The organism is Streptomyces sp. NPDC046303, assembly GCF_055588085.1.
The window spans coordinates 149,892-175,663 of record NZ_JBVJFA010000004.1 but is presented as its reverse complement, the minus strand read 5'-3'; the positions used below and the strand labels follow the sequence as shown (position 1 = coordinate 175,663).

General features: G+C 73.2%; 24 protein-coding genes and 1 pseudogene. 17 read left to right on the top strand and 8 right to left on the bottom strand.

What is annotated here, in order from left to right:
* Window positions 1-94 precede the first annotated feature (94 nt).
* Window positions 95-625: a GNAT family N-acetyltransferase gene (locus tag ACZ6I1_RS05870; protein WP_469283533.1), complete on the bottom strand. Its 531-nt coding sequence runs from the start codon at window positions 623-625 to the stop codon at window positions 95-97.
* A 195-nt stretch (window positions 626-820) separates the two neighbouring features.
* Between ACZ6I1_RS05870 and ACZ6I1_RS05865 the strand changes: the two genes are divergently transcribed.
* Window positions 821-1,798, top strand: coding sequence for a sigma-70 family RNA polymerase sigma factor (locus ACZ6I1_RS05865; RefSeq protein WP_469283531.1), 978 nt, complete (start codon window positions 821-823; stop codon window positions 1,796-1,798).
* A 106-nt stretch (window positions 1,799-1,904) separates the two neighbouring features.
* On the opposite strand, the gene ACZ6I1_RS05860 is transcribed toward ACZ6I1_RS05865, so the two are convergent.
* The gene (locus tag ACZ6I1_RS05860; protein WP_469283528.1) at window positions 1,905-2,885 is read right to left on the bottom strand and encodes a helix-turn-helix transcriptional regulator; all 981 of its coding nucleotides are present in this window, start codon (window positions 2,883-2,885) and stop codon (window positions 1,905-1,907) included.
* A 63-nt stretch (window positions 2,886-2,948) separates the two neighbouring features.
* On the opposite strand from ACZ6I1_RS05860, the gene ACZ6I1_RS05855 reads away from it, so the two are divergent.
* The 4 genes from ACZ6I1_RS05855 (at window position 2,949) to ACZ6I1_RS05840 (ending at window position 8,411) form a co-directional block, all read left to right on the top strand.
* Window positions 2,949-4,535: an MFS transporter gene (locus tag ACZ6I1_RS05855; protein WP_469283525.1), complete on the top strand. Its 1,587-nt coding sequence runs from the start codon at window positions 2,949-2,951 to the stop codon at window positions 4,533-4,535.
* A 134-nt stretch (window positions 4,536-4,669) separates the two neighbouring features.
* A complete protein-coding gene (locus ACZ6I1_RS05850; RefSeq protein WP_469283524.1) occupies window positions 4,670-5,431 on the top strand; it encodes a DeoR/GlpR family DNA-binding transcription regulator in 762 nt (253 codons plus the stop codon).
* A complete protein-coding gene (gene pfkB / locus ACZ6I1_RS05845; RefSeq protein ID WP_469283523.1) occupies window positions 5,428-6,378 on the top strand; it encodes a 1-phosphofructokinase in 951 nt (316 codons plus the stop codon). The genes ACZ6I1_RS05850 and pfkB overlap by 4 nt, the downstream gene beginning before the upstream one ends.
* Window positions 6,379-6,398: 20 nt before the next feature.
* Window positions 6,399-8,411, top strand: coding sequence for a PTS fructose transporter subunit IIABC (locus ACZ6I1_RS05840; RefSeq protein ID WP_469283520.1), 2,013 nt, complete (start codon window positions 6,399-6,401; stop codon window positions 8,409-8,411).
* 89 nt (window positions 8,412-8,500) lie between these two features.
* Here the strand turns inward: ACZ6I1_RS05840 and ACZ6I1_RS05835 are convergent.
* Window positions 8,501-9,232: pseudogene (locus tag ACZ6I1_RS05835) on the bottom strand (DUF6227 family protein); the annotation flags it as partial.
* Between the two features lie 192 nt (window positions 9,233-9,424).
* Between ACZ6I1_RS05835 and ACZ6I1_RS05830 the strand changes: the two are divergent.
* Window positions 9,425-10,066 (top strand): vitamin K epoxide reductase family protein, encoded by a 642-nt coding sequence (locus ACZ6I1_RS05830; protein WP_469283518.1) that lies wholly within the window; start codon window positions 9,425-9,427, stop codon window positions 10,064-10,066.
* A gap of 91 nt (window positions 10,067-10,157) precedes the next feature.
* Here the strand turns inward: ACZ6I1_RS05830 and ACZ6I1_RS05825 are convergent, their stop codons facing one another.
* On the bottom strand, window positions 10,158-10,571 hold the full coding sequence (locus ACZ6I1_RS05825; protein WP_469283516.1) for a rodlin: 414 nt from the start codon (window positions 10,569-10,571) through the stop codon (window positions 10,158-10,160).
* A 269-nt stretch (window positions 10,572-10,840) separates the two neighbouring features.
* Here ACZ6I1_RS05825 and ACZ6I1_RS05820 point away from each other — a divergent pair, with 269 nt between their 5' ends.
* Window positions 10,841-11,299, top strand: coding sequence for a hypothetical protein (locus ACZ6I1_RS05820; RefSeq protein ID WP_469283512.1), 459 nt, complete (start codon window positions 10,841-10,843; stop codon window positions 11,297-11,299).
* Between the two features lie 142 nt (window positions 11,300-11,441).
* Window positions 11,442-11,681 carry a chaplin gene (locus ACZ6I1_RS05815; RefSeq protein ID WP_469283510.1) on the top strand — a complete coding sequence of 80 codons (240 nt, stop codon included), beginning with the start codon at window positions 11,442-11,444 and terminating at the stop codon, window positions 11,679-11,681.
* A gap of 70 nt (window positions 11,682-11,751) precedes the next feature.
* On the opposite strand, the gene ACZ6I1_RS05810 is transcribed toward ACZ6I1_RS05815, so the two are convergent.
* The 4 genes from ACZ6I1_RS05810 to ACZ6I1_RS05795 form a co-directional block, all read right to left on the bottom strand.
* Entirely contained in the window at window positions 11,752-12,099 is a 348-nt protein-coding gene (locus ACZ6I1_RS05810; protein WP_469283509.1) for a hypothetical protein, read from the bottom strand.
* A 180-nt stretch (window positions 12,100-12,279) separates the two neighbouring features.
* Window positions 12,280-13,470 carry a chaplin gene (locus ACZ6I1_RS05805; RefSeq protein ID WP_469283507.1) on the bottom strand — a complete coding sequence of 397 codons (1,191 nt, stop codon included), beginning with the start codon at window positions 13,468-13,470 and terminating at the stop codon, window positions 12,280-12,282.
* A gap of 120 nt (window positions 13,471-13,590) precedes the next feature.
* Entirely contained in the window at window positions 13,591-13,824 is a 234-nt protein-coding gene (locus ACZ6I1_RS05800) for a chaplin (RefSeq protein ID WP_469283505.1), read from the bottom strand.
* Between the two features lie 218 nt (window positions 13,825-14,042).
* Window positions 14,043-14,453, bottom strand: a complete 411-nt coding sequence (locus tag ACZ6I1_RS05795) for a rodlin (RefSeq protein WP_361752292.1) — start codon at window positions 14,451-14,453, stop codon at window positions 14,043-14,045.
* 231 nt (window positions 14,454-14,684) lie between these two features.
* Here ACZ6I1_RS05795 and ACZ6I1_RS05790 point away from each other — a divergent pair, with 231 nt between their 5' ends.
* From ACZ6I1_RS05790 to ACZ6I1_RS05750, 9 genes are read left to right on the top strand one after another with little or no spacing between them, the layout of a single operon-like run.
* Complete coding sequence (locus ACZ6I1_RS05790; RefSeq protein WP_469283502.1) at window positions 14,685-15,866, top strand: DUF3344 domain-containing protein; 1,182 nt, start codon at window positions 14,685-14,687, stop codon at window positions 15,864-15,866.
* A gap of 19 nt (window positions 15,867-15,885) precedes the next feature.
* Window positions 15,886-17,085, top strand: coding sequence for a glycosyltransferase family 4 protein (locus tag ACZ6I1_RS05785; RefSeq protein WP_469283500.1), 1,200 nt, complete (start codon window positions 15,886-15,888; stop codon window positions 17,083-17,085).
* A complete protein-coding gene (locus ACZ6I1_RS05780) occupies window positions 17,082-18,608 on the top strand; it encodes an exopolysaccharide biosynthesis polyprenyl glycosylphosphotransferase (protein WP_469283498.1) in 1,527 nt (508 codons plus the stop codon). The genes ACZ6I1_RS05785 and ACZ6I1_RS05780 overlap by 4 nt, the downstream gene beginning before the upstream one ends.
* The gene (locus ACZ6I1_RS05775; protein WP_469283496.1) at window positions 18,608-19,990 is read left to right on the top strand and encodes an O-antigen ligase family protein; all 1,383 of its coding nucleotides are present in this window, start codon (window positions 18,608-18,610) and stop codon (window positions 19,988-19,990) included. Before ACZ6I1_RS05780 ends, ACZ6I1_RS05775 begins: the two co-directional genes overlap by 1 nt.
* Window positions 19,987-21,864 (top strand): murein biosynthesis integral membrane protein MurJ, encoded by a 1,878-nt coding sequence (murJ, locus tag ACZ6I1_RS05770; RefSeq protein ID WP_469283494.1) that lies wholly within the window; start codon window positions 19,987-19,989, stop codon window positions 21,862-21,864. The genes ACZ6I1_RS05775 and murJ overlap by 4 nt, the downstream gene beginning before the upstream one ends.
* On the top strand, window positions 21,854-22,630 hold the full coding sequence (locus tag ACZ6I1_RS05765; RefSeq protein ID WP_469283492.1) for a polysaccharide deacetylase family protein: 777 nt from the start codon (window positions 21,854-21,856) through the stop codon (window positions 22,628-22,630). The genes murJ and ACZ6I1_RS05765 overlap by 11 nt, the downstream gene beginning before the upstream one ends.
* Entirely contained in the window at window positions 22,627-23,841 is a 1,215-nt protein-coding gene (locus ACZ6I1_RS05760) for a glycosyltransferase (RefSeq protein WP_469283490.1), read from the top strand. The genes ACZ6I1_RS05765 and ACZ6I1_RS05760 overlap by 4 nt, the downstream gene beginning before the upstream one ends.
* A gap of 53 nt (window positions 23,842-23,894) precedes the next feature.
* Window positions 23,895-24,629 (top strand): YveK family protein, encoded by a 735-nt coding sequence (locus tag ACZ6I1_RS05755; protein ID WP_469283487.1) that lies wholly within the window; start codon window positions 23,895-23,897, stop codon window positions 24,627-24,629.
* Window positions 24,626-25,768 (top strand): GNAT family N-acetyltransferase, encoded by a 1,143-nt coding sequence (locus tag ACZ6I1_RS05750; protein WP_469283484.1) that lies wholly within the window; start codon window positions 24,626-24,628, stop codon window positions 25,766-25,768. Before ACZ6I1_RS05755 ends, ACZ6I1_RS05750 begins: the two co-directional genes overlap by 4 nt.
* Window positions 25,769-25,772 lie beyond the last annotated feature (4 nt).

The window sequence follows — 25,772 nt, the reverse complement described above, 5'->3', positions numbered from 1 at the left end:
GTCCTCTGAGTGTGGGCGCCGCCGACCGGGCGGCACAAGCGACTCCCCGACGCTACGGAGACGGGGTCTCATGCCGCAGGCATATGCCGACGCCTCACCCGGAAGGGTGGTGGCCCAGGGTCTTCTCGTACCACCGCACGTCCCAGTAGCGGCCGAACTTCCAGCCCGCCTCCGTGAAGTCCCCGATCCGGCGGAAGCCGAAGCGTTCGTGGAGGCGGACCGAGGCCTCGTTGGGCAGGGCGATGCCCGCGAAGACGCGGTGCACGGGCTCCGTGGCGAGGGCCGCGAAGAGGGCCTCGTAGAGCAGGGTCCCGACGCCCCGGCCCACCGCGTGCGGGGCCAGGTAGACGCTGGCCTCCACCGAGGTGTCGTAGGCCGGCTTCGGGCGAAATGGGCTGCTTGTGGCGTATCCAGCGATTCGATCGTCCGCCCAGGCAACCAGAAGCCGGTGCGGGCCGTCTTCAGGGTGGGAGTGCAGCCATGGGCGGCGCTGTTCCGGGGTGAAGATGGCCGTGTCGAATGTGACGGCGGTCTCGCGGACGTAGTGGTTGTAGAGCTCCGTGAGATCTGCCAGGTCCGCCTCCGTTCCGGGTCTGACCTGCACCTCTTCGGGTTCCTGCGGCACCCTGCCCCCTCTCGTGGCGGGGCAGGATACTGCAAGATCTCGAAAAAGAGGGAGCGACGTGGGAATTCTGTCCCGATTCCAGTCGTTGTTTCCTTCGGAAGCGGGCACTCGGGAGAGTGTCCGGGGATGCACCACCCCGCCAGGGTGGCCGTCCGGCAGCCGCACCGCGACCGAACTCATCGCAAGGGAGCACGCATGGCAACCCGCGCCGTCGCCCGTCGTCAGTCCACGAGCAGCGCCCGCGCTGTGGGCGGGGAGATCGCAGACCGCGACCTGGTCGGCATGTACCTGGACGAGATCGCTCGCACCCCGCTGCTCGACGCCGCCAAGGAAGTGGAGCTCTCCCAGATCATCGAGGCGGGCGTGTACGCCCAGCAGATCCTCGACGGAGCCATAGAGCGCGAGGGCGCCACTCCGTCCCGCGAGGAGCTCGAGGCGCTGGCCGCCGAGGGCGAGCGCGCCAAGGAAGTCTTCATCCGCTCCAACCTGCGCCTCGTGGTGGCCGTCGCCCGCCGCTACCCGCGCAGCGGCCTGCCGCTCCTCGACCTGATCCAGGAGGGCAACGCCGGCCTGGTCCGCGCGGTCGAGAAGTTCGACTACGCCAAGGGCTTCAAGTTCTCCACGTACGCCACCTGGTGGATCCGCCAGGCCATCACCCGCTCCATCGCCGACCAGTCCCGCACCATCCGCCTCCCCGTCCACCTGGTCGAGGAGCTCGGCCGGATCCGCCGCATCCAGCGCGAGTTCAACCGCGAGCACGGCCGCGAGCCCGAGCACGCCGAGATCGCCGCCGAGCTGGACACGACGGAGAAGCGCGTCGGCGACGTACTGGACTGGGCGCGCGACCCGGTCAGCCTCAACATGTCCGTGGACGACGAGGGCGACACGCAGTTCGGCGACCTCCTCGAGGACACCTCCGCCATCTCGCCGGAGCAGTCCGTCCTCTCGCTGCTGCGCAGCGAGGAGCTGGAGGACCTGCTCGGGAAGCTCGACCAGCGCACCGCGTCGATCATCAAGATGCGGTACGGCATCGACGACGGCCGTGAGCGCACCCTGACCGAGGTCGGCAAGCAGCACGGCCTGACCCGCGAGCGGATCCGCCAGATCGAGAAGCACGCGCTGCTCGAACTGAAGCGGATGGCCCGCGACACCGGCTTCGACGCCGTGGCCTAGACCGGCGGCCGGGCCACCCCCGGCCAGGCAGGCCCCCAGACGAGCCCCGGCACCTATCCCCCCCAGGTGCCGGGGCTCCCCCCTTCCCGGGGGCATCCGACCCGGACTACCGCGGTCCCGCCGCGGCGGTCAGCCGCGCGGCCACCGCACGGGCGCTGTCCGCCAGGAATCCCGGCGCCTGCACGGTGAACGGCATCCCGGTCAGGGCCAGCCGCGCCGCCAGCCACTCCGGCGCGTCCCCGCTCTCGAAGCGGACCCGCGTCGTGTCGCCGCCGCCCTCGTCCGCGCCCTCGTCCACGCCCTCGCCCGCGACCGCCGATTCCCGCAGCCACCCCGGCAGCTCCTCCGCCCCCACCGCGAAGGTGACCTCGACCGCGTACGTCTCTCCGCCGCGCAGCCCCCTGCGCACGAACTCCTGCGCCCCCATCGGCAGGGCCCGCGGCGCGAACCGGGCCCCCGTCGCGAAGGCCTCGTCCACCCGGTCCACCCGGAAGGTCCGCCAGTCCTCGCGCTCCAGGTCGTAGGCGACCAGGTACCAGCGGCTCACCGCACTCACCAGCCGGTACGGCTCCACCAGCCGCCGCGACCGGGCGCCGTCCCTCGCCTGGTACGCGAACCGCAGCCGCTCCGGCCCCGCCACCGCCGAAGCGATCGTCGTCAGCGTCCCCGGGTCCACGCTCGGCCCGTCGCCCCGGGTCAGCGCGACCGTGGCCGACTGCAGCGCGCCCACCCGGTGCCGCAGCCGCGACGGAAGGACCTGCTCCAGCTTGGCCAGCGCCCGTACGGAGGCCTCCTCCAGCCCCTCGATCGCATGCCCGGCGCCCGCCCGCAGCCCCACCGCGATCGCCACCGCCTCCTCGTCGTCGAGGAGCAGCGGCGGCATCGCCGCCCCCGCCACCAGCCGGTATCCGCCCTCCGCCCCCAGCGTGGCCTCGACCGGATAGCCGAGCTCCCGCAGCCGCTCGATATCGCGCCGGATCGTGCGGGGGCTCACCCGCAGCCGCTCCGCGAGCTCGCTCCCGGGCCATTCGCGCGGGGTCTGGAGGAGGGACAGCAGGGAGAGCAGCCGTGCCGGGGTGTCGGTCATGCACCCAAGGTTGCCAGCGAAATAGGACACGGATTGACCTACTTCCCGTCTAGGTTTCTCTCCATGAGCACCGAGACGTCCCAGACATCGCCCGAAAGAGAGAACGGGCCCCTACGAGAAGAAGCCGGCTCGCCCGCCCACCGCCGCCGCTGGCTGGCGCTCGCCATCGTGATGACCGCGACCTTCATGGACCTGGTCGACGTCACGATCGTCAACATCGCGATACCCAGCATGCGCCAGCACCTCGGCGCGTCCACGAGTGCGATCCAGTGGATCACCGCCGGCTACGCCCTCGCCTTCGCCGCCGGCCTGATCACCGGAGGCCGTCTCGGTGACATCTACGGCCGCAAGCGCGTCTTCCTCATCGGCATCAGCGGTTTCACGGTCGCCTCGCTGCTCTGCGGCATCGCCGAGAATCCCTCGATGCTCGTCGCCTCCCGCCTCCTGCAGGGCGGCATGGCGGCCATGATGGTCCCGCAGGTGCTGGCGATCATCCACGTCAGCTTCCCGCCGCACGAGCGCGGCAAGGTCTTCGGCATGTTCGGTGCCGTCGTGGGCCTCGGCGCCGTCTCCGGCCCGCTGCTCGGCGCGCTGCTCACCGAGTGGAACCTGTTCGGACTCGAATGGCGCCCGATCTTCCTGATCAACCTGCCGGTCGGCATCGCGGCCGTGATCCTGGGCCGGATGTTCATCACCGAGTCCAAGGCCCCCAAGGCCCTGCGCCTGGACCTCGTCGGCGTGGTCCTCGCGACGCTCGCCCTGGTCCTGCTGATCTTCCCGCTCACCCAGGGCCGCGAGAACGACTGGCCGCTGTGGGGCTTCGCCTGCATGATCGCGTCGCCGTTCGTCTTCGCCGCGTTCATCGCCTACGAGAAGTACAAGGTCAAGAAGGACGGCTCGCCGCTCGTCGAGCTCTCCCTCTTCAAGGTCAAGAGCTTCTCCGGCGGTATCGCCGTCCAGCTCACCTTCGGCATCGCGACCGGCATCTTCTTCCTGGTCTGGACGCTGTACATGCAGATGGGCCTGGGCTGGGGGGCCCTGAAGTCCGGCCTCACCGGCATCCCCTTCTCCCTGGCCGTCTCGGGCGCCGCCGGCATCTCGGTCGGCAAGCTCGTGCCGCGCTTCGGTCGCAAGGTGCTCCAGGCCGGTGCGCTGATCATGGCCTCCGGCCTGCTCCTCTACATCTGGGAGTCCGAGCACTACGGCATGGGGATCGCCCCCTGGCAGATGGCCGCGCCGCTGGTCCTCATGGGCATCGGCATGGGCCTGATCGTGGCCCCGCTCAACGACACGACGCTGTCCGAGGTGCCGCGCGAGCACGCGGGCTCCGCCTCCGGCCTGATCAACACCACCGGCCAGATGGGCAACGCGCTGGGCCTCGCCCTGACCTCCGTCGTCTTCTTCGGGCTGATCGACGACGACCTCGTCCTCGGGACGCCGTACACCGAGGCCTTCCGCGGCGCGCTGTGGTGGGTCGCGGCCGTCCTGGTCCTGATCTTCGCGGTGATGTTCATGCTGCCGCGCAAGCCGGTCCCGATGGAGCAGCGCGAGGGCGGCTCCGAGCACCCGGCCACCGTCGCGGAGAAGGCCCTGGGGGACACCCCGGCGACGGCCTCCGAGGGCACCCCGGAGAAGGTCCCGGCCATCTGAGGTCCTCCGGCCCCATGTCACGGACATGCCCGCTTTTATCGGCGGGCATGTCCGTTTCTCTTTGTTTGCTCTCCGTTCGGGCGTACTGTAGGGGTCAACCCACACAGTCGGGCATCGAACGGACGTAAATCCACATGTACGCACCGGAGCGCCAGCAGGAGATCCTCCGCCTCGCCCGCGAGGCCGGCCGGGTCGACGTGCTCTCCCTCGCCGATCAGTTCCAGGTCACCGCCGAGACCGTACGCCGCGATCTGAAGGCCCTCGACCGGGCCGGCCTGGTCCGCCGCGTGCACGGCGGTGCCATACCGGCCGGCCGCCTCGACTTCGAACCGGACCTCACCGAGCGCGAGGCCACCGCCGCCGACGAGAAGGACCGCATCGCGGCCGCCGCCCTCGCCGAACTGCCCGACGGCGGCAGCATCGTCCTCGACGCCGGCAGTACGATCGCCCGCCTCGCGGCAGCCGTCCCCGTCGACATCGCGCTCACCGTGGTCACCCACGCGCTGCCCGTCGCCGCCCGGCTCGCCGACCACACCGGCATCGACCTCCACCTCGTCGGCGGCCGCGTCCGCCACCGCACCCGCGCCGCCGTCGACGCCTGGGCCCTGCGCGCGTACGCCGAGATCCGCGCCGACGTCCTCTTCCTCGCGACCAACGGATTCACCGCGGACGGCGGTCTCACCACCCCCGACCTCGCCGAGGCCGCGGTCAAGCGCGCCGCGATGGCCGCCGCCCGCCGCGTGGTCCTCCTGGCCGACTCGGCGAAGGCCGGACAGGAGCACTTCGCGTGCTTCGGCTCCTTCGCGGACGTCGACCTGCTCATCACGGACGCGGGGCTCGACCCCGCCCACAAGGCGGCGATCGAGGCCGCCGGTACGGAAGTCGTGCTCGTATGATCCTCACCGTCACCCCCAACCCCTCCCTGGACCGGACGTACGAGGTCCCCTCGCTGGAGCGCGGCGAGGTACTGCGCGCCACCGGCGACCGGGTCGACCCCGGGGGCAAGGGCGTCAACGTCTCGCGGGCGGCGGCCGCCGCGGGAGTCCGTACGACGGCGGTCCTCCCACTGGGCGGCGCCCCGGGCACCCTGCTCGCCGAACTCCTCGTGGCGCAGGGCGTGGACGTCACCGCCGTCACGATCGCCGGCGAGACCCGCGCCAACATCTCGCTCGCCGAACCGGACGGCACCCTCACCAAGATCAACGCGGCGGGCCCGGAGCTCACGCCGGCGGAGTCCGCCCTCCTCCTGGACACGGTCCGCACCTCCTCCGCCGCCGCCTCCTGGATCGCCTGCTGCGGCAGCCTCCCGCAGGGCCTGCGCCCCGAGTGGTACGCCGACCTCGTGGCCCGCGCCCACGAAGCGGGCGCCCGCATCGCCCTGGACACCTCGGGCCCGGCCCTGCTGGCGGCGCTGCCCGCCCGCCCCGACGTGATCAAACCGAACGCGCAGGAGCTCGCCGAAGCCGTCGGCCGGCCGCTGGCCACCCTCGGCGACGTCGTCAAGGCGGCCGAGGAGCTGCGCTCGCTGGGCGCGGGCGCGGTCCTGGCCTCCCTCGGCGCCGACGGCCAGCTGCTCGTCTGCGCGGAAGGCACCCACTACGGCACGGCGCCCGCCCCGGCGGTCCGCAGCAACGTCGGCGCGGGCGACGCCTCCCTGGCCGGCTTCCTGATCGCGGGAGGCACCGGGCCACGGGCTCTGGCCTCGGCCCTGGCCCACGGCGCGGCCGCGGTCCAGCTTCCCGGCAGCGCCATGCCGACCCCCTCGGACCTGCGCCCCGACACGGTCCGCATCACCCAGGACCTTCCCCTGGACCTCCCCCTGTCCGAACCCGCCACGGCCTGACGCGAGCGAAGGAGCCCGCGATGAGCGAGATGATCACCCCCGAACTGGTCGACCTCGAGCTGTCCGCAGCATCGAAGGAAGCGGCGGCGCGTGCGCTGGCCGTACGCATGGTGGACAGCGGCCGGGTCACGGACCTGGACGGGTTCCTGGCGGACGTCGCGGCGCGCGAGGCCCAGATGCCGACCGGCCTGGAGGGCGGCATAGGCATCCCGCACTGCCGCAGCGCCCACGTCACGGCCCCGACCCTCGCCTTCGGCCGCTCCCCGGCCGGTATCGATTTCGGCGCCCCGGACGGCCCGGCGGACCTGATCTTCCTGATCGCGGCCCCCGCCGGCGCGGACGACGCCCACCTGTCGATCCTGTCCTCCCTGGCCCGCCGCCTGATGCGGCCGGAGTTCGTCGCGGCCCTCCGCGGGGCGGCGACCCCGGAGGCAGCCGCGGCCCTGGTCGCGGGCGACGAGCCGGGCCCCGCCCCGACCCCCGCCCCCCAGAGGTCCGGGGCGGAGCCCGCGGCTCCGGGCAGCTGCGGTGCGGGGGAAACCCCCGCAGGGCGATCGCAACCGTTCCGCGTCGTTGCCGTCACCTCCTGCCCCACCGGGATCGCGCACACCTACATGGCCGCAGAGGCCCTCCAGAAGGCCGCCACCGAGGCGGGCATCGAGATCACCGTCGAGACGCAGGGCTCGGCGGGGTTCACCCGGCTCACCCCCGAGGCCATCGCGGCCTCCGACGCCGTCGTCCTCGCCCACGACGTCCCGATACGGGACCGGGCGCGCTTCGCGGGGAAGCCCACCGTCGACGCCGGCGTGAAGGCCGGCATCAACCGCCCCGCCGAACTCCTCGCCGAAGCCCGCGACAAGGCCGCCCGCGGCGAGGTCACCGCCCACGCCCCGACCCCCGTCGAACGCGCCGGGGAGCCGGCCGACGGCTACGGCGCCAAGCTCCGCACCTGGCTCATGTCCGGCGTCAGCTACATGGTCCCCTTCGTCGCTGCCGGCGGACTGCTCATCGCCCTCGCCTTCGCCATCGGCGGGTACGAGATCAACAACGCCCCCTCCGTGGCCGAGCACTTCGTCTGGACCGAGGCGGCAAGCTGGGCCGCGCTCCTGTTCCAGACCGGCGGCCTCGCCTTCGGCTTCCTCGTCCCCGTCCTGGCCGGATACATCGCCTACGGCATGGCCGACCGCCCCGGCCTCGTCCCCGGCTTCGTCGGCGGCGCGGTCGCCCTCACCATCGACGCCGGATTCCTCGGCGGCCTGATCGCCGGCCTCCTCGCGGGCGGCACCGTCCTGGCCGTACAGCGCCTGCGGATCCCCGCCGCGCTCCGCGGCATCATGCCGGTCGTCGTGCTGCCGCTGATCGGGTCGGCCGTCACCGCGTTCCTGATGTTCCTGGTCGTCGGCAAGCCCGTCGCCTCGCTCCAACAGGCCCTCACCGACTGGCTGTCCGGCCTCTCCGGCGCCAACGCGATCATCCTCGGGGTGATCCTCGGCCTGATGATGTGCTTCGACCTCGGCGGCCCGCTCAACAAGGTCGCGTACGCCTTCGCCATCGGCGGCATCGCCGCCCCCAACGAGGGCAGCCTGAAGGTCATGGCCGCCGTGATGGCCGCCGGAATGGTCCCGCCGCTCGCCATGGCGCTGGCCACCACCGTCCGCGGCCGGCTCTTCTCCAAGACCGAGCGGGAGAACGGCAAGGCCGCCTGGTTCCTCGGCGCCTCCTTCATCAGCGAGGGCGCCATCCCGTTCGCCGCGGCCGACCCGCTGCGCGTCATCCCCGCCGCGATGGCGGGCGGCGCGGTCACCGGCGGCCTGTCCATGCTCTTCGAGTGCACCCTGCGGGCCCCGCACGGCGGCATCTTCGTGATCCCGCTGATCGGCAACCCGCTGCTCTACCTGGTCGCCATCGCCGCCGGCACCGCAACCACCGCCGGCCTGGTCGTCCTCCTCAAGGGCATGCGACGCCCGGCCGAGCCCGAGCAGCCCCAGGCACCCGAGCCGGCCGGCGCGCACGAGGTCACGGCCGCGGCCTGAGCCTCAACGGACCCGGGGGGGGGGGGGGGGGGGGGGGGGGGGGGGGGGCCTCCTCTCCCCCCCCCCCCCCCCCCCCCCCCCCCCCCCCCCGCGGCCGCCTCGCTCTCGTACACCTCGCACATGTGCCGCCCGTCCGGCGTCGCCGTGTGCTCGACCTCCCACAGGCTCACCTCCTCCCCGTCCAGCAGGACGAAGGCGTGCTCGTACAGGCTGAAGCCGGCCTCCCGGCCGGCCGTGCCGTGGCGCCCGCCGAAGGACTGCGTGATCTGGTGCGCGCACGCCGACCGCAGCCGCGCCGCCACCCCCTCGCCGGGCCGGTCCGCGTTCTCCGCGCGGCGCAGCACCCGCCGGGCGTGGTCGGCGGACTGCCCCACCGTGTACTCCCGGTGGGGCCGCGTCGACGCCGAGGCCGCGAACAGCGCGGTCAGGACCGCCACGTCGTCATCGGGCTCCTCGTCAACCGGCAGGAGCATCGGGTCCAGGGCCGCCTCGGAGGGGGCTTCGCCGAACAGCCGGGCCACCGCCAGGCAGGTCTCGGCCTTGCTCGCGAACAGCTCGTGCCGGATCGTCCGGTCGCCCTCCTGCCGGTACACCAGCTCCCACAGCGACACCGAACCGCCGTCGGGCAGCAGGTAGGTGTGCTGGTGGATCTCCCGCCAGACGCCCGCCGCCGGGCTGTGGTGGGTGGTGTAGAGCGAAGAGCTGTGGGCGAGCGCCGTGCCGAGGCGCTCGACCAGCCGGTCGGGCAGGTCGAAGGAGTTCAGGGCGCGGCCGAGGAGCCGGCCGAGGTGTGCCTCGGTTGTCTCGTACGGATCGCTCACGGTGGGTCTCCAGGCCGTCGCAGCTTGTCACTTCGCGGAAGCTCAACGTAACCCCTGGCTCTGACATCACGTCCGGGGTTCGGTAAAACGTCCGGGAAGCATCGGGGGTTCCCGCCACACCTTCAGGTCAACTTGCGTACGGATGGGCCCGGTTAGGCCCGCTCTGTGGCGAAGCGCGGGACTATGGGCCGCATGGCAACGAATACAGTGGGCGTCCCCCGCCAGCAGGGGCAGCCCCGCACTCGACCCGAGAGCGAACAGGACGCCGCGCCGAGAGGCCCGGCCTGGCTGCTGGTCCTCACGGGGGCGGCCGGGTTGCTGGCCTCCTGGGTCATCACCCTGGACAAGTTCCTCCTGCTGGAGGACCCCGGCTTCAAGCCCGCCTGCAGCCTCAACCCCGTGGTCTCCTGCGGCAGCGTGATGAAGAGCGACCAGGCGGCGGTCTTCGGCTTCCCCAACCCGATGCTGGGGCTGGTCGCCTACGCCGTCGTGGTGTGCGTGGGCGCGGGCCTGCTGGCCGGGGCGCGCCACCGCGGCTGGTTCTGGCTGGGTCTGCACGCCGGCACCCTCTTCGGTGTCGGCTTCTGCTCCTGGCTGATGGTCCAGTCGCTGTACGAGATCAACGCGCTGTGCCTGTGGTGCTGTCTGGCCTGGGTGGCGACCCTGCTCATGTTCTGGGCCGTCACCGCGCACAACTTCCGTACGGGGATCCTTCCTTCGCCCGCCCCGGTGCGCGGCTTCTTCGCCGAGTTCGGCTGGGCCCCGCCCGCCCTGCACACCGGGGTGATCGGCATGCTCGTCCTCACCCGGTGGTGGGACTTCTGGACCGGCTGACGCCGGCGTCACGACACACGCGAGAGGGCCCCGGCAGCTGGCGGCTGCCGGGGCCCTCGTTGCTTCGCTCCACGGGCACCGGGCCCGGAGATCAGCTGCCGGAGGAGACGTTGCCCGAGAGGATCGGGATGTTGTCCAGGATGTGCGAGAGGGACTCGTCGCCCTTGGCCTGGGTGGAGTTCTCGGTGCACTGCTGGTTCATCGGGTTGGACAGGACGTTGATGTCCTGGACACCGATGTTGGCGATGAGCGCGAACAGCGACTGGGCGTTGACCTTGGCCGGCAGGCCGATGCAGGGCTTGTTCAGGGTGCCCTGGACCAGGCCGAGCTGCGGGCTCTGGTCGCCGTGGGTCTTCTGGTTGCCGTAGACCTGCGCGGAGCCGTTGCCGTTGACGGTGTTGACGCCGTTGTCGTTGCCGATGGCCATGGCCGGGGCCGCGGCAGCAGCGCCGGCGCCGACCGCGGCGGCGGTGACGGCGGCGGCGGTCATGATCTTCTTGAACATCTTGATCCTTCTGTCGCACGAGTGCCCGCTAATGGAGCGCCCTGGTCAACTGCCCTGCCCGGGGCTTGGTTCCGCTGCTTCACTCAAACGGCCCGTGTGGCGGCAGGTTTTCCCCGGGCCGGGTGAGAGGCCCCCGGACGCCTGCGCGAAGCCCGTACGAAGCGCGCAGTCGGCGCGCCTCCGGTTGCGGTCCGTGGAAGGTGTTCGCACGGTGGGTGAGGAAGCGGATCGCTCAGGTCCGTATCCGCGCGACCACAGAAGGAACTTCCATGCACCCCACGAAGCCGTCCCGTACCCGCCGCGCCCGTCTCCTCGTCCCGTCGGCCCTCGCCGTCGTCATACTGACCGGCGCGGCGGCCCCCGCGGGCGCCGTGGAAGGTGACCGCGAAGCCGTCCGGCAGCAACTCGAAACGACTGGGCAGCGTGCGGCTGCCGGTCCGATCGACGACCTCGTCAACGGGCTCCTGGAGACCATCAAGGGCCTCCTGCCGCCGGGCGTCACCCTGCCGGACATCAAGATCCCGGAGATCAAGCTCCCCGAGATCAAGCTGCCGGAGATCCCGGGCATCGAGCTCCCGCAGATTCCGGGTGTGGAACTCCCGCAGCTGCCGCCGCTCACTCCGCCGACGCTGCCGGACCCGGCGGCTCCGGTGGAGCTCGTCCCGGAGCTCCCCGAGGTCGAGATCCCGGAGATCCCGGAGATCCCGGAGATCCCGGACCTTCCGTAACGTCCGGAGCCGTTCGTGGTTACGACTATTGAGCTGAACAGGTCTGATCGCGGATGGAACCGTGTCGTCGGGGAAGGTGGACCGTTTCGCTCGATGTGAGCCCCGGATCGGGGCAGAACATCGAACAGAAGGTGCACTTCCCATGAACTCTGCCAAGAAGGCCGCCCTGGTCCTGGCCACCGCCGGTCTCGCTGCGGCTGGTGCCGCCGGCTCCGCCGTCGCCGACTCGTCGGCCGAGGGCGCGGCCGTGGGTTCCCCCGGTGTCCTCTCGGGCAACCTGGTCCAGGTCCCGGTCCACATCCCGGTCAACGTCTGCGGCAACACCGTGAACATCATCGCGCTGCTGAACCCCGCGTTCGGCAACGTCTGCGTCAACGACTGACGCCGTTCGCAGAACGACTGTGGGCGCCCCCGGCCTCGCCGGTGGCGCCCACAGTCACGTACGGACCGCCTCAGTGGGCGCCGCCGTTCAGCTGTACTCCGCCGAGCAGCTCGGGGGACGCCTGGGTCAGGCCGTTCGCGAGGCCGAGCACCGTGCCGGGCACGTTGTTGCGGAACTCGTTGACCCGCTGGACGGTGCCCAGGACGGTGTTCACGTGCTCGCCCTGTTCGGCCAGGCCGGCGCCGACGATCTGCGGGAGCTGCTCGGAGACCGGGTTCACGGCCTCCGTCACCGTCGTGGCCCCGCTCGTCAGGCTCATGGGCACCGCGGACGGGGCATCGGCCGCGAAGGCGGGGGCGGCGGCGCCGAGGGCGGCTACGGAGCCGGCGACGACAGCGGCGACCTTCGTGAGCTTCATTATCGAAATCCTCTTCTTTTCGTGGGGCCGGACGGGTCAGCGGCGACCGTCGCGCCGCATTCGCCCTGCGTAACGATTCCCCGCCGATCCGGAAACGCGGATCGCGGGTACATGACAGCGGCCGGAGAATCCGACAAAGGATTCTCCGGCCGATATTTCTTCTGATTACCGGTATTGCCGTCAGGCGATACGGGACCGCCGGTACAGAATGGCGCCGCCGAGGATCAGGGCCGAGGCGAGGACCGCCGCGGCCGCGGGCTGGCCCGCGCCGGTCTCGGCCAGCATGGGCGCGGTCACCTGCGCCGGAGCGGGGGCCGGTGCGGGTGCGGGAGCCGGGGCGGGAGCGGCTGCCGGGGGCAGGTGGACGGGAGTGTCACCGGCGGGGGCGGCCGGGGGCTGATCGCCGGGCCGGACCGCCTCCGGCGCGGGCTGCTCCACGGGCCGGCTGCCGCGCGGCGGCCCGGGCGCGGGAGCCTCTTCGCCGACGGGGGCGGGCGCGGGAAGCGGTACGGGCGCCTCCTCGACCGGGGCGGGAAGCGGCGCGGGAGCCTCTTCCTCCACCGGGGCGGGGAGCGGCGCCGGAGCCTCCTCGACGGGGGCCGGGAGCGGCGCCGGAGCCTCCGGGACGGGCTCGGGCCCGGGGGCGGGAGCGGGCAGGGGCTTCGGGGCCTCGTCGACCGGCGCGGGCGCCTCGGGGCTCGGGGCGGGCGCCTCCTCGACCGGGGCCGGAGCGGGCAGCGGGACCGGGTGCTCCGCGACGGGCTCGGGCATCGGGTGGGGCCGCTCGGGCGCCGGAGGTGCCTGGTGCACCGGCGGGGGCGGAGCGGATTCGGGGTGGTCGTCGCACTCCTCCTCGCCCTCCTGCTCGCCCGGTCCGCCGTAGCCGCCTTCGTGGCGCGGCTCCTCCTGGCGCGGCTTCGCGTGCCGGGGCCCCGCGTGGCGGGGCTCGTCGTCCCGGGGCTGCTCGTAGCGCGGCGACTCCTGGCGCTGCTCCGGAACCGCGTGCCGCGGTCCCCGGGGCTCCTCGCGCTCCTCGAGGTAGCGCTCGAAGGCCTGGGCGTTCTCGGGGCTGAGGTAGCGCCCGTAGTCGTAGCCGTCGTGCGTGTGCGAGCCGGTCGTGGTGACGCAGGTGTTCCCCATCGAGGGGTTGAGCGCCGCACCCCCGTCCACGCTGTTGCCGCACACGTTGGGTGCGAAGGTGACCGGTACCGAGACGCTGTTGCCGGCCAGCACACCCGGAGAGTGCGAGGCCTCGGCCGTCGCTCCCGGATGCGCGTAGGCCGCGCCGGTCGCGATCGACAGCAGACTCGACGCCGCCGCCGCCGTGAGCATCCCCTTGCCCAGTACCTGTCGGCTCAGTACCTGTCGCATGGGTCCTTCCCTGTCTCCGGCGCTGGCGCCGGTGCTGAATCGAAGGTGGCCTCGGAGTGCACCGCCGTGCACTCCGAGGCCACCCCGAGGAGGTTTGCCCGTGTGGGCACAAGCGCTTCGTCAGGCGTTGACGCAGACGTTGCCGAACGCGGGGTTCAGCAGCGCGATGATGTTCACGGTGTTGCCGCAGACGTTGACCGGGATGTGCACCGGGACCTGGACCAGGTTCCCGGAGGCGACGCCGGGGGAGTCCTTGGCCACGCCCACGGCGTCGGCGTCGGCCATGGCGGGGGAGGCGGCACCGGCGGCCATCAGAGCGCCGGCGGCCAGCACCACTGCCTTCTTGTACTTCATTTGATTTCGATCCTTCCCGCAGGGGCGTATCCACCTGCAGAAATAACAACGAGTGGTCCGGACAAAAGAAACCGCAGATTTTCGGCGGCGTTCCGGAAATCAGCCCCGGTGCTCCGGGGAATTCGGGAAGCCTGGCGAATAACTGCCCTCATTCGCGTATTCACGCGGCGAGGCCGCCGCGACCCGAAGGTGCGACGGCCTCGCTGGACGTTCCTCGGTCAGCTGCCGGAGGAGACGTTGCCGGAGAGGACCGGGATGTTGTCGAGGATGTGCGAGAGCGGCTCGTCGCCCTTGGCCTGGGTGGAGTTCTCGGTGCACTGCTGGTTCATCGGGTTGGACAGGATCGGGATGTCCTGGACGCCGACGTTCACCAGGGCCAGCACGGACTGCACGTTGGCCTTGGCGGGCAGGGCGATGCAGGGCTTGTTGAAGGAGCCCTGGATCAGCGCCATCTGCGGGCTCATGTTGCCGTAGGTGGCCTGGTTGCCGTAGATCTGCGAAGCGCCGTTGCCGTTCACGGTGTTGATGCCGTTGTCGTTCCCGATGGCCATCGCCTGCGGCGCCATGGCGGCGCCCATGCCCACGACCGAGGCCGCAACCGCTGCCGTGGCCATCATCTTCTTGATCATTGTCGTCCCTTTTTTGCAGGATTGCCCGGTACTGGAGCACCTGGGACAACGGCCCGGCCCCCGCCGGGGTTGCGTGGCTTCACCCGGATGCCGCCGTTTCGGACCGCGCGGTTGACGTTCAGGCGTTCCCGGTTCCCGCCTTTTCGGTTCGAACAATGGTGCAAGAGATAACGACCCGCCCGCTTCGAGGGTGTGTGTCATCGCCCAAAAGGCCGTACGTGCGAGTCCGACGTGATTTCCAGCCCGATTTCTGACAAAGTTCACTCCTGTTTTGTCCCCTTGATCGAAAATGGAGACGGGGTCATGGGTTCCTCCCGCAGAATCCTCGGCACGCTCGCTCTGCTGTCCGGCCTCACACTTTCCGCGTACGTTCCCGCTGCGCAGGCGGCCCCCGCTCCACACGCCCCCGCTCCCCGGGAGATGCCCCGGGTTCCGTTCACCCAGCGTTACCAGGCCGTCCAGCACGGCGGTCTGGTGCGGGCCTCCAACTCCGGCATCAGCTGCCGTCGGGAGGAGGCCCCGCGGGCCGAGCCCTGTGCCGAGGTCAAGAGGGGCGCGGCGGGGGTCAACGGCGACTTCGAGATGTTCTACAGCGAGGTCGACAAGGACCCGGACACCTACAACTCGACCCGGGCCGAGCTCAAGGTCCCGCAGGGCGCGAAGGTCTCGTACGCCCGTCTGTACTGGGGCGGGAACCTGCGGGTGGGCGAGCAGAAGCCGCCGGAGGACAACGGCCGGGTGCTGGTCGCCGAGCCGGGCGGCGCGTACAAGGAGGTCCTGGCCGACACGGTGATGGGCCACCGCACGGACGCGGGCAGCGACGCCTACCAGGCTTCGGCCGACGTGACCCCGCTCGTGCGCAAGGGCGGCGCCGGGATGTGGACGGTGGCGCAGCTCAACATCGCCATGGGCCACTCCGAGGCGGGGGCCTGGGGCGGCTGGACCCTGGTCGTCGCGTACGAGCACCCGCAGGAGCCGGTGCGCCGGATCTCGTTGTGGGACGGGTTCGAGTCGCTCGCCGCCCGCCCGGGCACCGGCGACGGGCTCATCGAGGTGGACGGTCTGGACGTGCCGGCCGGGGCCTCCGGGCGGGTCGGGGTGGTCGCGTACGACGGGGACCGGGGCACCCTGGAGGACTCACTCACCGTGACGGCCGACAGCGGCCGCCGGGTGAGTCTCAGCGATCCAGAAAATCCTTTTAATGATGTGATGAATTCCACGATCACGGAATTCGGACAACAAGCGTTCGTGCGACAGCCCGATTATGTGAACAATCTCGGCTATGACGCGGACGTGTTCGACCTGAGTCCCGCCCTGTCCGGTGGTGCCCGCAGTCTGAGCTTCAGGTTCACGGGCGAAAGTCAGGGTCATTTCCTCGGTGTGCTCTTCGTTCAGACAGACGCGCGCCGCTGAACGCAGGAGACCACTCCACGTGCCCACACAGCCATGGGCGGAACTGCCCACGACCGTCCTCCACCTCTCTCAGCCCGTAGACGGCGGCGTCGCCCGGGTCGTCACCGACCTCGTGCGCGCCCAGACCGCCGCGGGCCTGCGCGCCGTCGTCGGCTGCCCGAGCGGCGGAACGCTCGCCGGAGCCGCCCGGGACGCCGGCGCCGAAGTGCTCACCTGGCGCGCCGGGCGGGCCCCCGGACGCGGGCTGCCCGCCGAAGTGCTCGGCGTCCGGCGGCTGCTGCGCCGCGTCCGGCCCGATCTCCTGCACGCCCACAGCGCCAAGGCCGGGCTGGCCGGGCGGCTCGCCGCGCGCGGCGCCGTCCCCACCGTCTTCCAGCCGCACGCCTGGTCCTTCGACGCCGTCGGCGGGGCCACCGGCGCCCTCGCGCTGCGCTGGGAGAGGTACGGGGCCCGGTGGGCCGACCGGGTGCTCTGCGTCAGCGAGGCCGAGCGCCGCGCGGGCGAGGCCGAGGGCATCGCCGCCCACTGGTCGGTGATCCGCAACGGCGTGGACCTCGACCACTTCCGGCCCGGCGACCCCGACCCCGGCCAGGACAAGGCCCGCGCCCGCGCCGCGCTGCCGCTGCCATCCGCCTTCCGGAGCAGCCTGGCCGACGGGGGACCGCTCGCCGTCTGCGTGGGCCGGCTCTGCCCTCAGAAAGGACAGGACATCCTGCTGCGGGCCTGGCCGGAGCTGCTGGGAACCGTCCCCGGCGCCCGCCTCGCCCTGGTCGGCGACGGCCCCGACACCGAACGGCTGCGCCGCACCGCCCCCTCCGGGGTGCTCTTCGCGGGCGCCGCCCCGGACATCCGACCGTGGCTTCGGGCCGCCGATCTCGTTGTACTGCCGTCGCGGTGGGAAGGCATGGCGCTCGCCCCGCTCGAAGCCATGGCCTGCGGCCGACCGGTCCTGGTCTCCGACGTCAGCGGGGCCCGGGAGAGCCTGCCGCCCGGCCAGGGACGGCTCTGCCTGGTGCCACCGGAGGACCCGACGGCACTGGCCAAGGCCCTGGGACGGCTGCTCGCCGAACCGCGGCTGCTCGCCGAACTCGGAGAGCAGGCCCGGCAGCACGCCCGGACCGACTTCGACGTGCGGCGGACCACGGACGCGGTCACCGGCCTGTACCACGAACTGCTGGGCAGGCCCCGGCCCTTGAACCAGGAGCGCATCAGCCGATGACGATGGAAAGCGCACCCGCCCGGCACACCGGGCAGGGCGGCACGGGGCCCGCCGGCAGTGCCGGCACCACTGCCGTACGCCGTGCCGCGACCGCCATCCACCCTCCGCGCGGACCCAGGGCCGGCCAGGCCCGGACCACCGTGCGCCCGCAGCGGGTCCGCCGCCGCGACGGGGTGCTCCCGCTGCTCACCGCCGACGCGCTGGCCGCCGTACTGACCGCGACGGCCCTGCCCGGAACCTCCCTGCCCGGAGCGGGCCTGCCGGCGACGGCGGCCGCGCCGATCGCCGTCCTGCTCGCCGCGCTGCACGCGCAGGCCGGGCTCTACCGGCCGCAGCTCGCCCCCTCGGCGCTGCGCGAACTGCCCACGCTGGCCGGGCGGTCCGCCGTTCTGTGGTGCGGCGCCGCCACGGTCGTCGCCGCCGTCGAGCCCGCCCGCGCCCTGGGCTGGAGCGCGCTGCTCACGGCCGTGTGCCTCCAGGCCGTACTGGCGTGCGCGGGACGCGGATTCGTCAACCGGCTGCGCCGTCGCACCCGCGTGCGCCGGCCCGCCTCCGCCCTCGTCGTCGGACCCGGCGGCGGAGCGGCCGCGGTGGCCGCCGCCCTGCACGGCCGCCCCGAGTACGGACTGCGCCCGGTCGGGCTCGCCGACACCGCGTCGCCCGCCGAGGGCGACACCGGCCCGCTGCCCGTGCTCACCACCCACGAGGACATCCGGCGCGCGGTCATCCAGAACTCCGTGCGGCACGCCGTCTTCACCCGCCCGCCCGAAGCCGACGAGCGCACCGCCTCCCTGGTCCGGCTCTTCCACGACCACGGCTGCCGGCTCTGGCTCGCCGACCCAGCCGGTACGGCCAAGGTCACCGGGATGCGGGTGGCGCACCCCGCCGACCAGCTGTGGGGGTACGCCGTACAGCCCCTGCTGCCCCGGCCCGCGCGGCCGCTGGAGCGCTGGGTCAAGCGGGGCCTCGACGCCGCCCTGGCACTGGTCGCGCTGGTCGCCGCCGCGCCCGTGATGGCCGCCTGCGCGCTGGCCGTACGGCTCTGCGACGGGCCCGGGGTGATCTTCCGGCAGGAGCGGGTCGGTCTGTACGGGCGCCCCTTCACCCTGCTGAAGTTCCGTACGCTGCGCGCCGACGAGCACGAGTCCGCCACCCGCTGGACCGTCGCGGGCGACCGGCGGATGAGCCCGGTCGGCTCCTTCCTGCGCAAGTCCTCGCTGGACGAGCTGCCGCAGCTGTGGAACGTGGTACGGGGTGACATGAGCCTGGTCGGCCCGCGCCCCGAACGGCCGTTCTTCGTCGCCAAGTTCTCCACCGTCCACCCCGGCTACGAGGCCCGGCACCGGATGCCCGTCGGGATCACCGGCCTGGCCCAGATCAACGGCCTGCGCGGGGACACCTCCATCGAGGACCGGGCCCGGTTCGACAACCACTACATCGACACCTGGTCGCTGTGGCAGGACCTGTGGATCCTGGCCCGCACCGCGGCCTCCTTCTTCCGCTTCCGGCTGGGGGGCAGCTGATGAGCCTCGCGGTATCCCTGAACCGTGCCGGGCCCGGTGTGCCGGAGCTGCTGCGGCGGCACTGGCCGCTGCTGCCGCTCGCCGCGACCGTGCTCTTCCTGCTCGCCCCGCTCCCGGCGGGGGACGCGACGGCCTCCGGCAAGGTCGGCCCGGCCGACGCGGCCTCGCTGCTGCTGGTCTTCGTGTGCGCGGTGCAGGCGCTGCGCGGGCGGGTGCGGGGGCTGACCCCGCTGGGTGCGCTCGTCCTCGGGATGCCTGCCGTGGGGCTCGCGGTCGCGACGGTGACCGCGGGGGATCCGTACGCCGCCCTGCCGGGCTTCGTCCGCTACCTCCAGGTCTTCGTGCTGGTCCCGGCGGCCGTGGTGCTGCTGGTACGCGACGCCGGGGAGTTCCGGATCGCCGCCGGGTGCTTCGTGGTCCTGGCGCTGGTGCAGGGGGCGGTGGGGGTCGTGCAGTACGCGACCCACACCGGGGCCTCGTACCAGGGCGAGGACATCCGGGCCGTCGGCACCTTCGGCCCCGGTGACGTCATGGGCATGGCCACGGTGGTCGCGTACGGGCTGGTCGTGGCGACGGCCGCCGCGCTCGCGCCGGGGCTGCCGCGGCGGGCCCGGCGGATCGCCGCGGGCTGCGCGCTGGTGCTGATCCTCCCCCTGGTGCTGTCCTTCAGCCGGGGCGCGTGGATCGCCACGCTGGGCGCGGCGGTGCTGGTGATGCTGCTGGCCGGGATCCGGCGGGCGCTGAAGGTGCTGCTCGCGCTGACCGCCGCCGGGGTCGTCCTGGTGGGCGGGCTCGGGGTCGGCTCCGAGATGGTCGCGGAGCGGCTGACCTCCATCACGCAGGTCTCCAGCGCGCCCGACCAGTCGGTGACCGACCGCTACACGATGTGGGCCGCGGCCGAGTCGATGTGGCGGGAGCGGCCGGCGGTGGGGGTGGGGCTGAAGGGCTTCCCGGCCCACCGCGACGGGCATTCCTCGCTGGGGCTGTCCTCGGGCAGTGACACCGCGGGCGCGGGACAGGCGTACGTCCGCCAGCCGCTGCTCTCCCCGCACAACATGTACCTGCTCATCCTGAGCGAGCAGGGGCTGATCGGGCTGACCGCACTGGCGGGCGGCTGGGCGGCGCTGCTGGTGGCCGGGGCACGGCGGCTCGCCTCCGGCGCCGGCGGCGCGGGCCGGATCCGGGACTGCGGGCTGATCGCGACCGGCCTGTTCGTGTGGCAGCTGACCGACTTCCTGTACGCGGACATCGGCGGCCCGTCCACCGTCCTGACCGGAGTGATCATCGGGCTCGCCGCCTGGTGGGCCCTTCCCTCCCCGGGGGACACGTCCCCCGGCGGGGGTGCGCGGGGCCCGGTCCCCGAGGGTTCGAGCGGCCGGTGACCGATACGACGCCTTGGCGGCCCGCATCCGGCCCTCCGGCCGGGGCGGGCCCCACCCGTGTCCCCGACGGCCCCGACACGGCCGCGCCGGCACCGGCCCCCGCCGCGCCCGCCTCACCCGGCCCGAGCGGTGTGGCCAGGGACCGCGGATTCGTCGCCGGGGCGGTGCCCGGCGCCGCCGGGCGGCGGGTCCGGGTGGCGGCCTGCGCCGACGGTGGCCCGGGGCGCGGCGGAGCGCCCGCCGCCCGTGGCGGGAACGGACCGGCGCCACTCGGGCGGTTCCTGGCCAAGGCCGCCGCCGTCACCGCCGGGCTGACCGCCGCCGGGGCGGTGTTCGGGCTGGTGCGCGACCAGACCATCGCGCACCTCTTCGGGGCCGGGCACGACAGCGACGCCTTCCTGATCGCTTGGACCGTCCCCGAGATGGCCTCGACGCTCCTCATCGAGGACGCCATGGCCCTGCTGATGGTGCCCGCCTTCAGCCACGCCCTGGCCCGGCGGGCGGCCGGCCGGGCCGGGCTCACCCGCAAGGAGGCCCGCGCGCAGGACCCCGTACGGCTGCTCGTGGCTGCGACCCTGCCGCGGCTGGCCGTGTTCCTGGCCGCGGTGGCCTCCGTGCTCGTCGTGGCCGCGCCCCTGGTCGTCGCCCTGCTCGCGCCCGGCCTGCCCGACCCCGAACTCGCCGTACAGTGCACCCGGCTGACGGCCCTGACCGTCGTCTCCTTCGGCATCGCCGGATACTTCAGCGCGGCCCTGCGCGCGCACCGGTCCTTCCTGCCGCCCGCCGCGATCTACGTCTCGTACAACGTCGGCATCATCGGCACCATGCTCGCGCTGCACGCCGTGTGGGGGGTGCGGGCGGCGGCCGCCGGGGTCGCGGCCGGCGGGCTGCTGATGGTCCTCGTCCAACTGCCCGCCTTCATCCGGAACGTGGGCTTCGGCCCGTCCTGGATCAAGGGCGCCCCCCGCTGCCAGCGCGACCGCGACCGCCCCACCCTCATCGCCTTCGGCGTCATCGCCCCGGTGATCTTCTTCGCCGTGTTCCGGCAGTCGCAGGTGCTCGTCGAGCGGTTCCTCGCCGCATCCCTCCCGCCGGGGGCGATCTCGCACCTCAACTACGCGCAGAAGGTCGCGCAGATGCCGATGGTGCTCTCCCTGATGATCTGCACCGTCACCTTCCCCGTCGTCGCCCAGGCCATGGCCGGCGGGGAGCGGGAGAAGGCCCGGCGGCGCGTCGAGCAGGACCTGGCGCTGGCCTGCCTCGCCGTCCTGATGGGCACCGCCCTCGTCATCGGCTACGCGCCCCAGATCATCCAGGTGCTCTTCGAGCGCGGCGCCTTCACCCACCAGGACACCCTCGCCACCGCCTCCGTCATGAGGGTCTACGGATTCGGACTCCTCGGCCACTGCCTCGTCGGAGCACTGTCCCGGCCCTTCTTCTCGACCGCCCGGCCCACCTGGTTCCCGGCGCTCGCGATGGGCGCCGGACTGCTCGTCAACATCGTGGCCGGAGCCCTCGCCGTCGGCTGGTGGGGCACCTACGGCATCGCCGCCGCCAACGCGGCCGGCATCACCACTACCGCCATCCTGCTGCTCACCGGCCTCGGCTCCCGGATCATCCCCATCCAGGTCCGCCACGTCGCCGCCAGCATCGGGCGGCTCGCGGTGTCCGCGGCCGCCGCCTGTGCCACCGGCTGGATCGCCGGGCCGATGATCCCCGACCCGATGCTCAGCGCCGCCCTCGGCTGCCTGCTGGTCCCGGCCATGTTCGGAGCCACCGGTACCGCCATACGGGCCCTCGAAGTCACCGCCCTCCCCGGTCAGATCGACCGGTTCACCTCCCAGTTCACGCAGAGGTTCCGCAATGTCCGCTGACACCGACACGGCGCCCGCCGCCGTGGTGGTCCCCGCCCGCCGGACCGCATCGCCGTGGGTCCTGATGTACCACTCGGTCGCCGAGTTCACCGACCCCGCGGAGGACCCGTACGGGATCACCGTCACCCCCCGCTCCCTGGAGGCCCAGCTGCTGTGGCTTCGCTCCCGCGGCCTGCGCGGGGTGTCGGTCGGCGAGCTGCTCCGGGCGCGGGCGGCCGGACGCGGGGCCGGGCTGGTCGGGCTGACCTTCGACGACGGCTACACCGACTTCCTGACCCACGCGCTCCCGCTGCTGCACCGCTACGACTGCACCGCCACCCTCTTCGTCCTGCCCGGGCGGCTCGGCGTGGACAACGTGTGGGACCCGCTCGGGCCGCGCAAGTCCCTGCTCACCGCCGAGGGCATCCGCGAAGTCGCCGGCGCCGGGCAGGAGATCGGCTCCCACGGGCTGCTCCACCAGGACCTCACCGCGGCCGCCGACGACGTGCTCCAGCAGGAGCTGCGGGGCAGCCGCGACCTGCTGCGCGAACTGACCGGAACCCTGCCCGACGGGTTCTGCTACCCGTACGGACACCTCGACGCCCGGGTCGTCGCCGCCACCCGCGCCGCCGGGTACGGGTACGCCTGCGCCATCGACCCCGGACGGCTCGAAGGCCCGCACGCCCTGCCGCGCACGCACATCAGCCAGGCCGACGGCGCCGCGCGGCTGCGGATCAAGCAGGTCCGCCACCAGGTGCGGGAGCTGCGGCGGGTGGTCCTGCCGTGAAGGCCCTGCACATCATCACCGGACTCGGGGTCGGCGGCGCCGAGCAGCAGCTGCGGCTGCTGCTGCGGCACATGCCGATGCGCTGCGACGTCCTGACGCTGACCAACCCCGGCCCGGTGGCCGAGGGGCTGCGCGCCGACGGGGTACGGGTGGTGCACCTCGGGATGCGGGGCAACCGGGACCTGGGAGCGCTGCCGAGGCTGGTCAGGTTCATCCGGCGCGGCCGGTACGACCTCGTGCACACCCATCTGTACCGGGCCTGCGTGTACGGGCGCCTCGCCGCCCGGATCGCGGGCGCCGGGGCGGCCGTGGCCACCGAACACTCCCTCGGCGAGGCGGAGATCGAGGGCAGGCCGCTGTCCGGCGGGGTGCGCGCCCTGTACCTGGCCAGCGAGCGGCTGGGGGCCGCCACCGTGGCCGTCTCGGACACCGTGGCCGCCCGGCTGGAGGGCTGGGGGGTGCCGGCCGCACGGGTGCACGTCGTACCGAACGGAATCGAGTCCGTCCGCTTCCGCTTCGACGAGGGCGTACGGCGCTCCACCCGGGCCCGGACCGGGCTGCCGGAGCGCGCCTTCGTCGTCGGCGGGGTCGGCCGGCTGGTGCCGGGCAAACGGTTCGACGTCCTGGTGCGGGCCGTGGCCGCGCTGCCCGGGGCGCACCTGCTGCTGGCCGGGGACGGGCCCGAGCGCGCGGCGCTGCGGCTGCTCGCCGCCGAGCTGGGCGCGCAGAGCCGGATCCACCTGCTGGGGGAGCGGGACCCGCTGGGCGACAGCGCGGACGGCCGCACCCCGGGGATCCCCGCCCTGCTGGCCGCCATGGACGTCTTCGTCTCGCCGTCGCGGGAGGAGGCCTTCGGGCTGGCCGTGGTCGAGGCGCTGGCCGCCGGACTGCCGGTGCTGCACGTCACCTGCCCGGCCATCGACGACCTGCCCGCCGCCCAGGCCCCCGGCGCGCGGCGCATCGGCACCGGCACGGACGAGCTGATCGCGGCCCTGCGCGGGCACATGGAGGCGGGTTCCCGGCGCCTGCCGCCTCCCCCGGTGGTCCGCCGCTACGACATCTCCCGCAGCGCGCGGCAGCTGCTGGACGTGTACGACCTGGCCTTGGCCGGGGCCGTATCCCGGGGCTCGGCCCCGGGCCCCGCGCCCCGGTCGACGGCGGGGCTCGACATGCCGGTGCCGGGCTCCGCCCGTGCCCCCGGGCCGGAATGACCGGTCCGACCACCCCGAAGGAACCGAACCCCGTTCAGGAAGCGAGCACGCACATGGCCGACACCGTCGATCAGAAGAAGAAGAAGAAGTCCGCCCACCGCGCCGGAAGGCGGCTGCGGCGGCTGCTGCCGCCGCCCGTCTGGTGGCCGCTGCCCGCGTGCGCCCTGCTGGGGCTGGCCGCGGGCGGGGCGTACGGGGTGATCAAGGCCCCCGAGTACGCCGCCACCAGCTACGTCGTCGCCGTGCCGGACGACACCACCGAACCGGCGACCGCCCTCGGCTTCGCCCAGGCCTACGCCCGCATCGCCACCAGCAGCTCCACGCTCGCCTACGCCCAGCCCCGCGCGGGGATCGGGGCACGCCAGCTGCGGACCCAGGTGCGGGCCGAGACCTCGCCCGAGTCCCCGATGATCGCGATCACCGGTACCTCCAAGAGCCCCGCCGAGGCCGCCGACATCGCCAACGCCGTCGCCGACGCGCTGTCCCTGAGCAGCAACCAGGCCGCCAAGAACACCGGCGTGCAGCTGCTGCTGTTCAACCAGGCCGTGGCCCCCACCGACCCGGCCTCCCCGTCGGCCGCCATCAGCGGCGCCGTCGGCATGTGCGCCGGCGGTCTGCTGGGCGGACTGTGGCTGCTGGCCCGGCCCGCCCGGCGCAAGGAACAGGAGCGGGAGCGGGAGCACGCGCAGCCGCAGGTGTCCGTGGAGCAGCCGGCCGTCGAGGAGTACGCCACGCTCCCCGCGCAGGGTGAGCACGCGGAGACCAAGGAGAAGGAGTCCGTGCGATGAGTTCGGGCCCCGCCGCGGCCCTGTCGGTCACGCTGTGCCGCGACTCCCGGCAGTTCGCCGCGCTGGAGGAGCCGTGGGGCCGGCTCGTCCGCGCCTGTCCCACCGCGACCCCGTTCCAGAGCCACGCCTGGCTGCACTCCTGGTGGCTGTCGTACGGGAAGGACGGCCGGCTGCGGATCGTCCTCGTGCGGCGCGGCGGGGAACTGGTCGGCGCGGCCGCGCTGATGCTCGTACACCGGCCGCTGCCGCTGCTGGTGCCGCTCGGCGGTCCCATCACCGACTACTTCGACGTGCTCGTGTCCGCCGAGTACGCCGACCAGGTCGTCCCGGCGCTGGCCCGCGGCCTGCACCGGGCCGCCCGGGGTGCGGTGGTCGACCTGCGCGAGGTGCGCCCCGGGTCCGCGGCCGAGGCGCTGCCCAAGTACTGGCCCGGGGTGTCCGCCCGGCTCACCGACTCCACGTGCATGGAGCTGCCCGCGCTGCCGTTCGACGAGCTGGTCAAGCGGATGCCGGCCTCCGGCGGCCAGCGGGTCCGGGCCAAGCTCCGCAAGACCGACGCGGCCGGGATCGAGGAGCGCGAGGCCGCGGAGCAGGAGGTACCGCGTGCCGTACGGACCCTGCTGCGGCTCCACGAGAAGCAGTGGCGCGGCCGCGGGGTGACCCCCGAGCACCTCCGGCCCCGGTTCGCCGAGCACCTCACCCGGGCCACTCGGCGGATGGTGCGGGCCGGGGAGGCCCGGCTGACGGAGTTCCGGCTGGACGGCGAGGTGGTGGCGGCCAACGTCACGCTGCTGTCGGCCGGGATGAGCGGCGGCTACCTGTACGGCGCCGATCCGGACCTGCGCGCGCGCAAGGTGGACGTGGCGACGCTGCTGCTGCGCCACGACGCCGGGCGGGCGCTCGCCGACGGCCGCCCGGTGGTGAGCTTCCTGCGCGGCAACGAGCCGTACAAGAACCACTGGCGGCCCGAGACCGTGGTCAACCAGCGGTTCCTGCTGGCGACCAGCGCGCTCGCGCCCCTGCTGCGGCTGCACGAGTCGCAGGTGACGGGGCGCGAGCGGGCGGTGGAGGCGCTGCGGGAGGCGCTGCCGGCCGCCAGGGACTGGCGGGCGCGGCTCAACGAACTGCGGGTGCGATGACCCG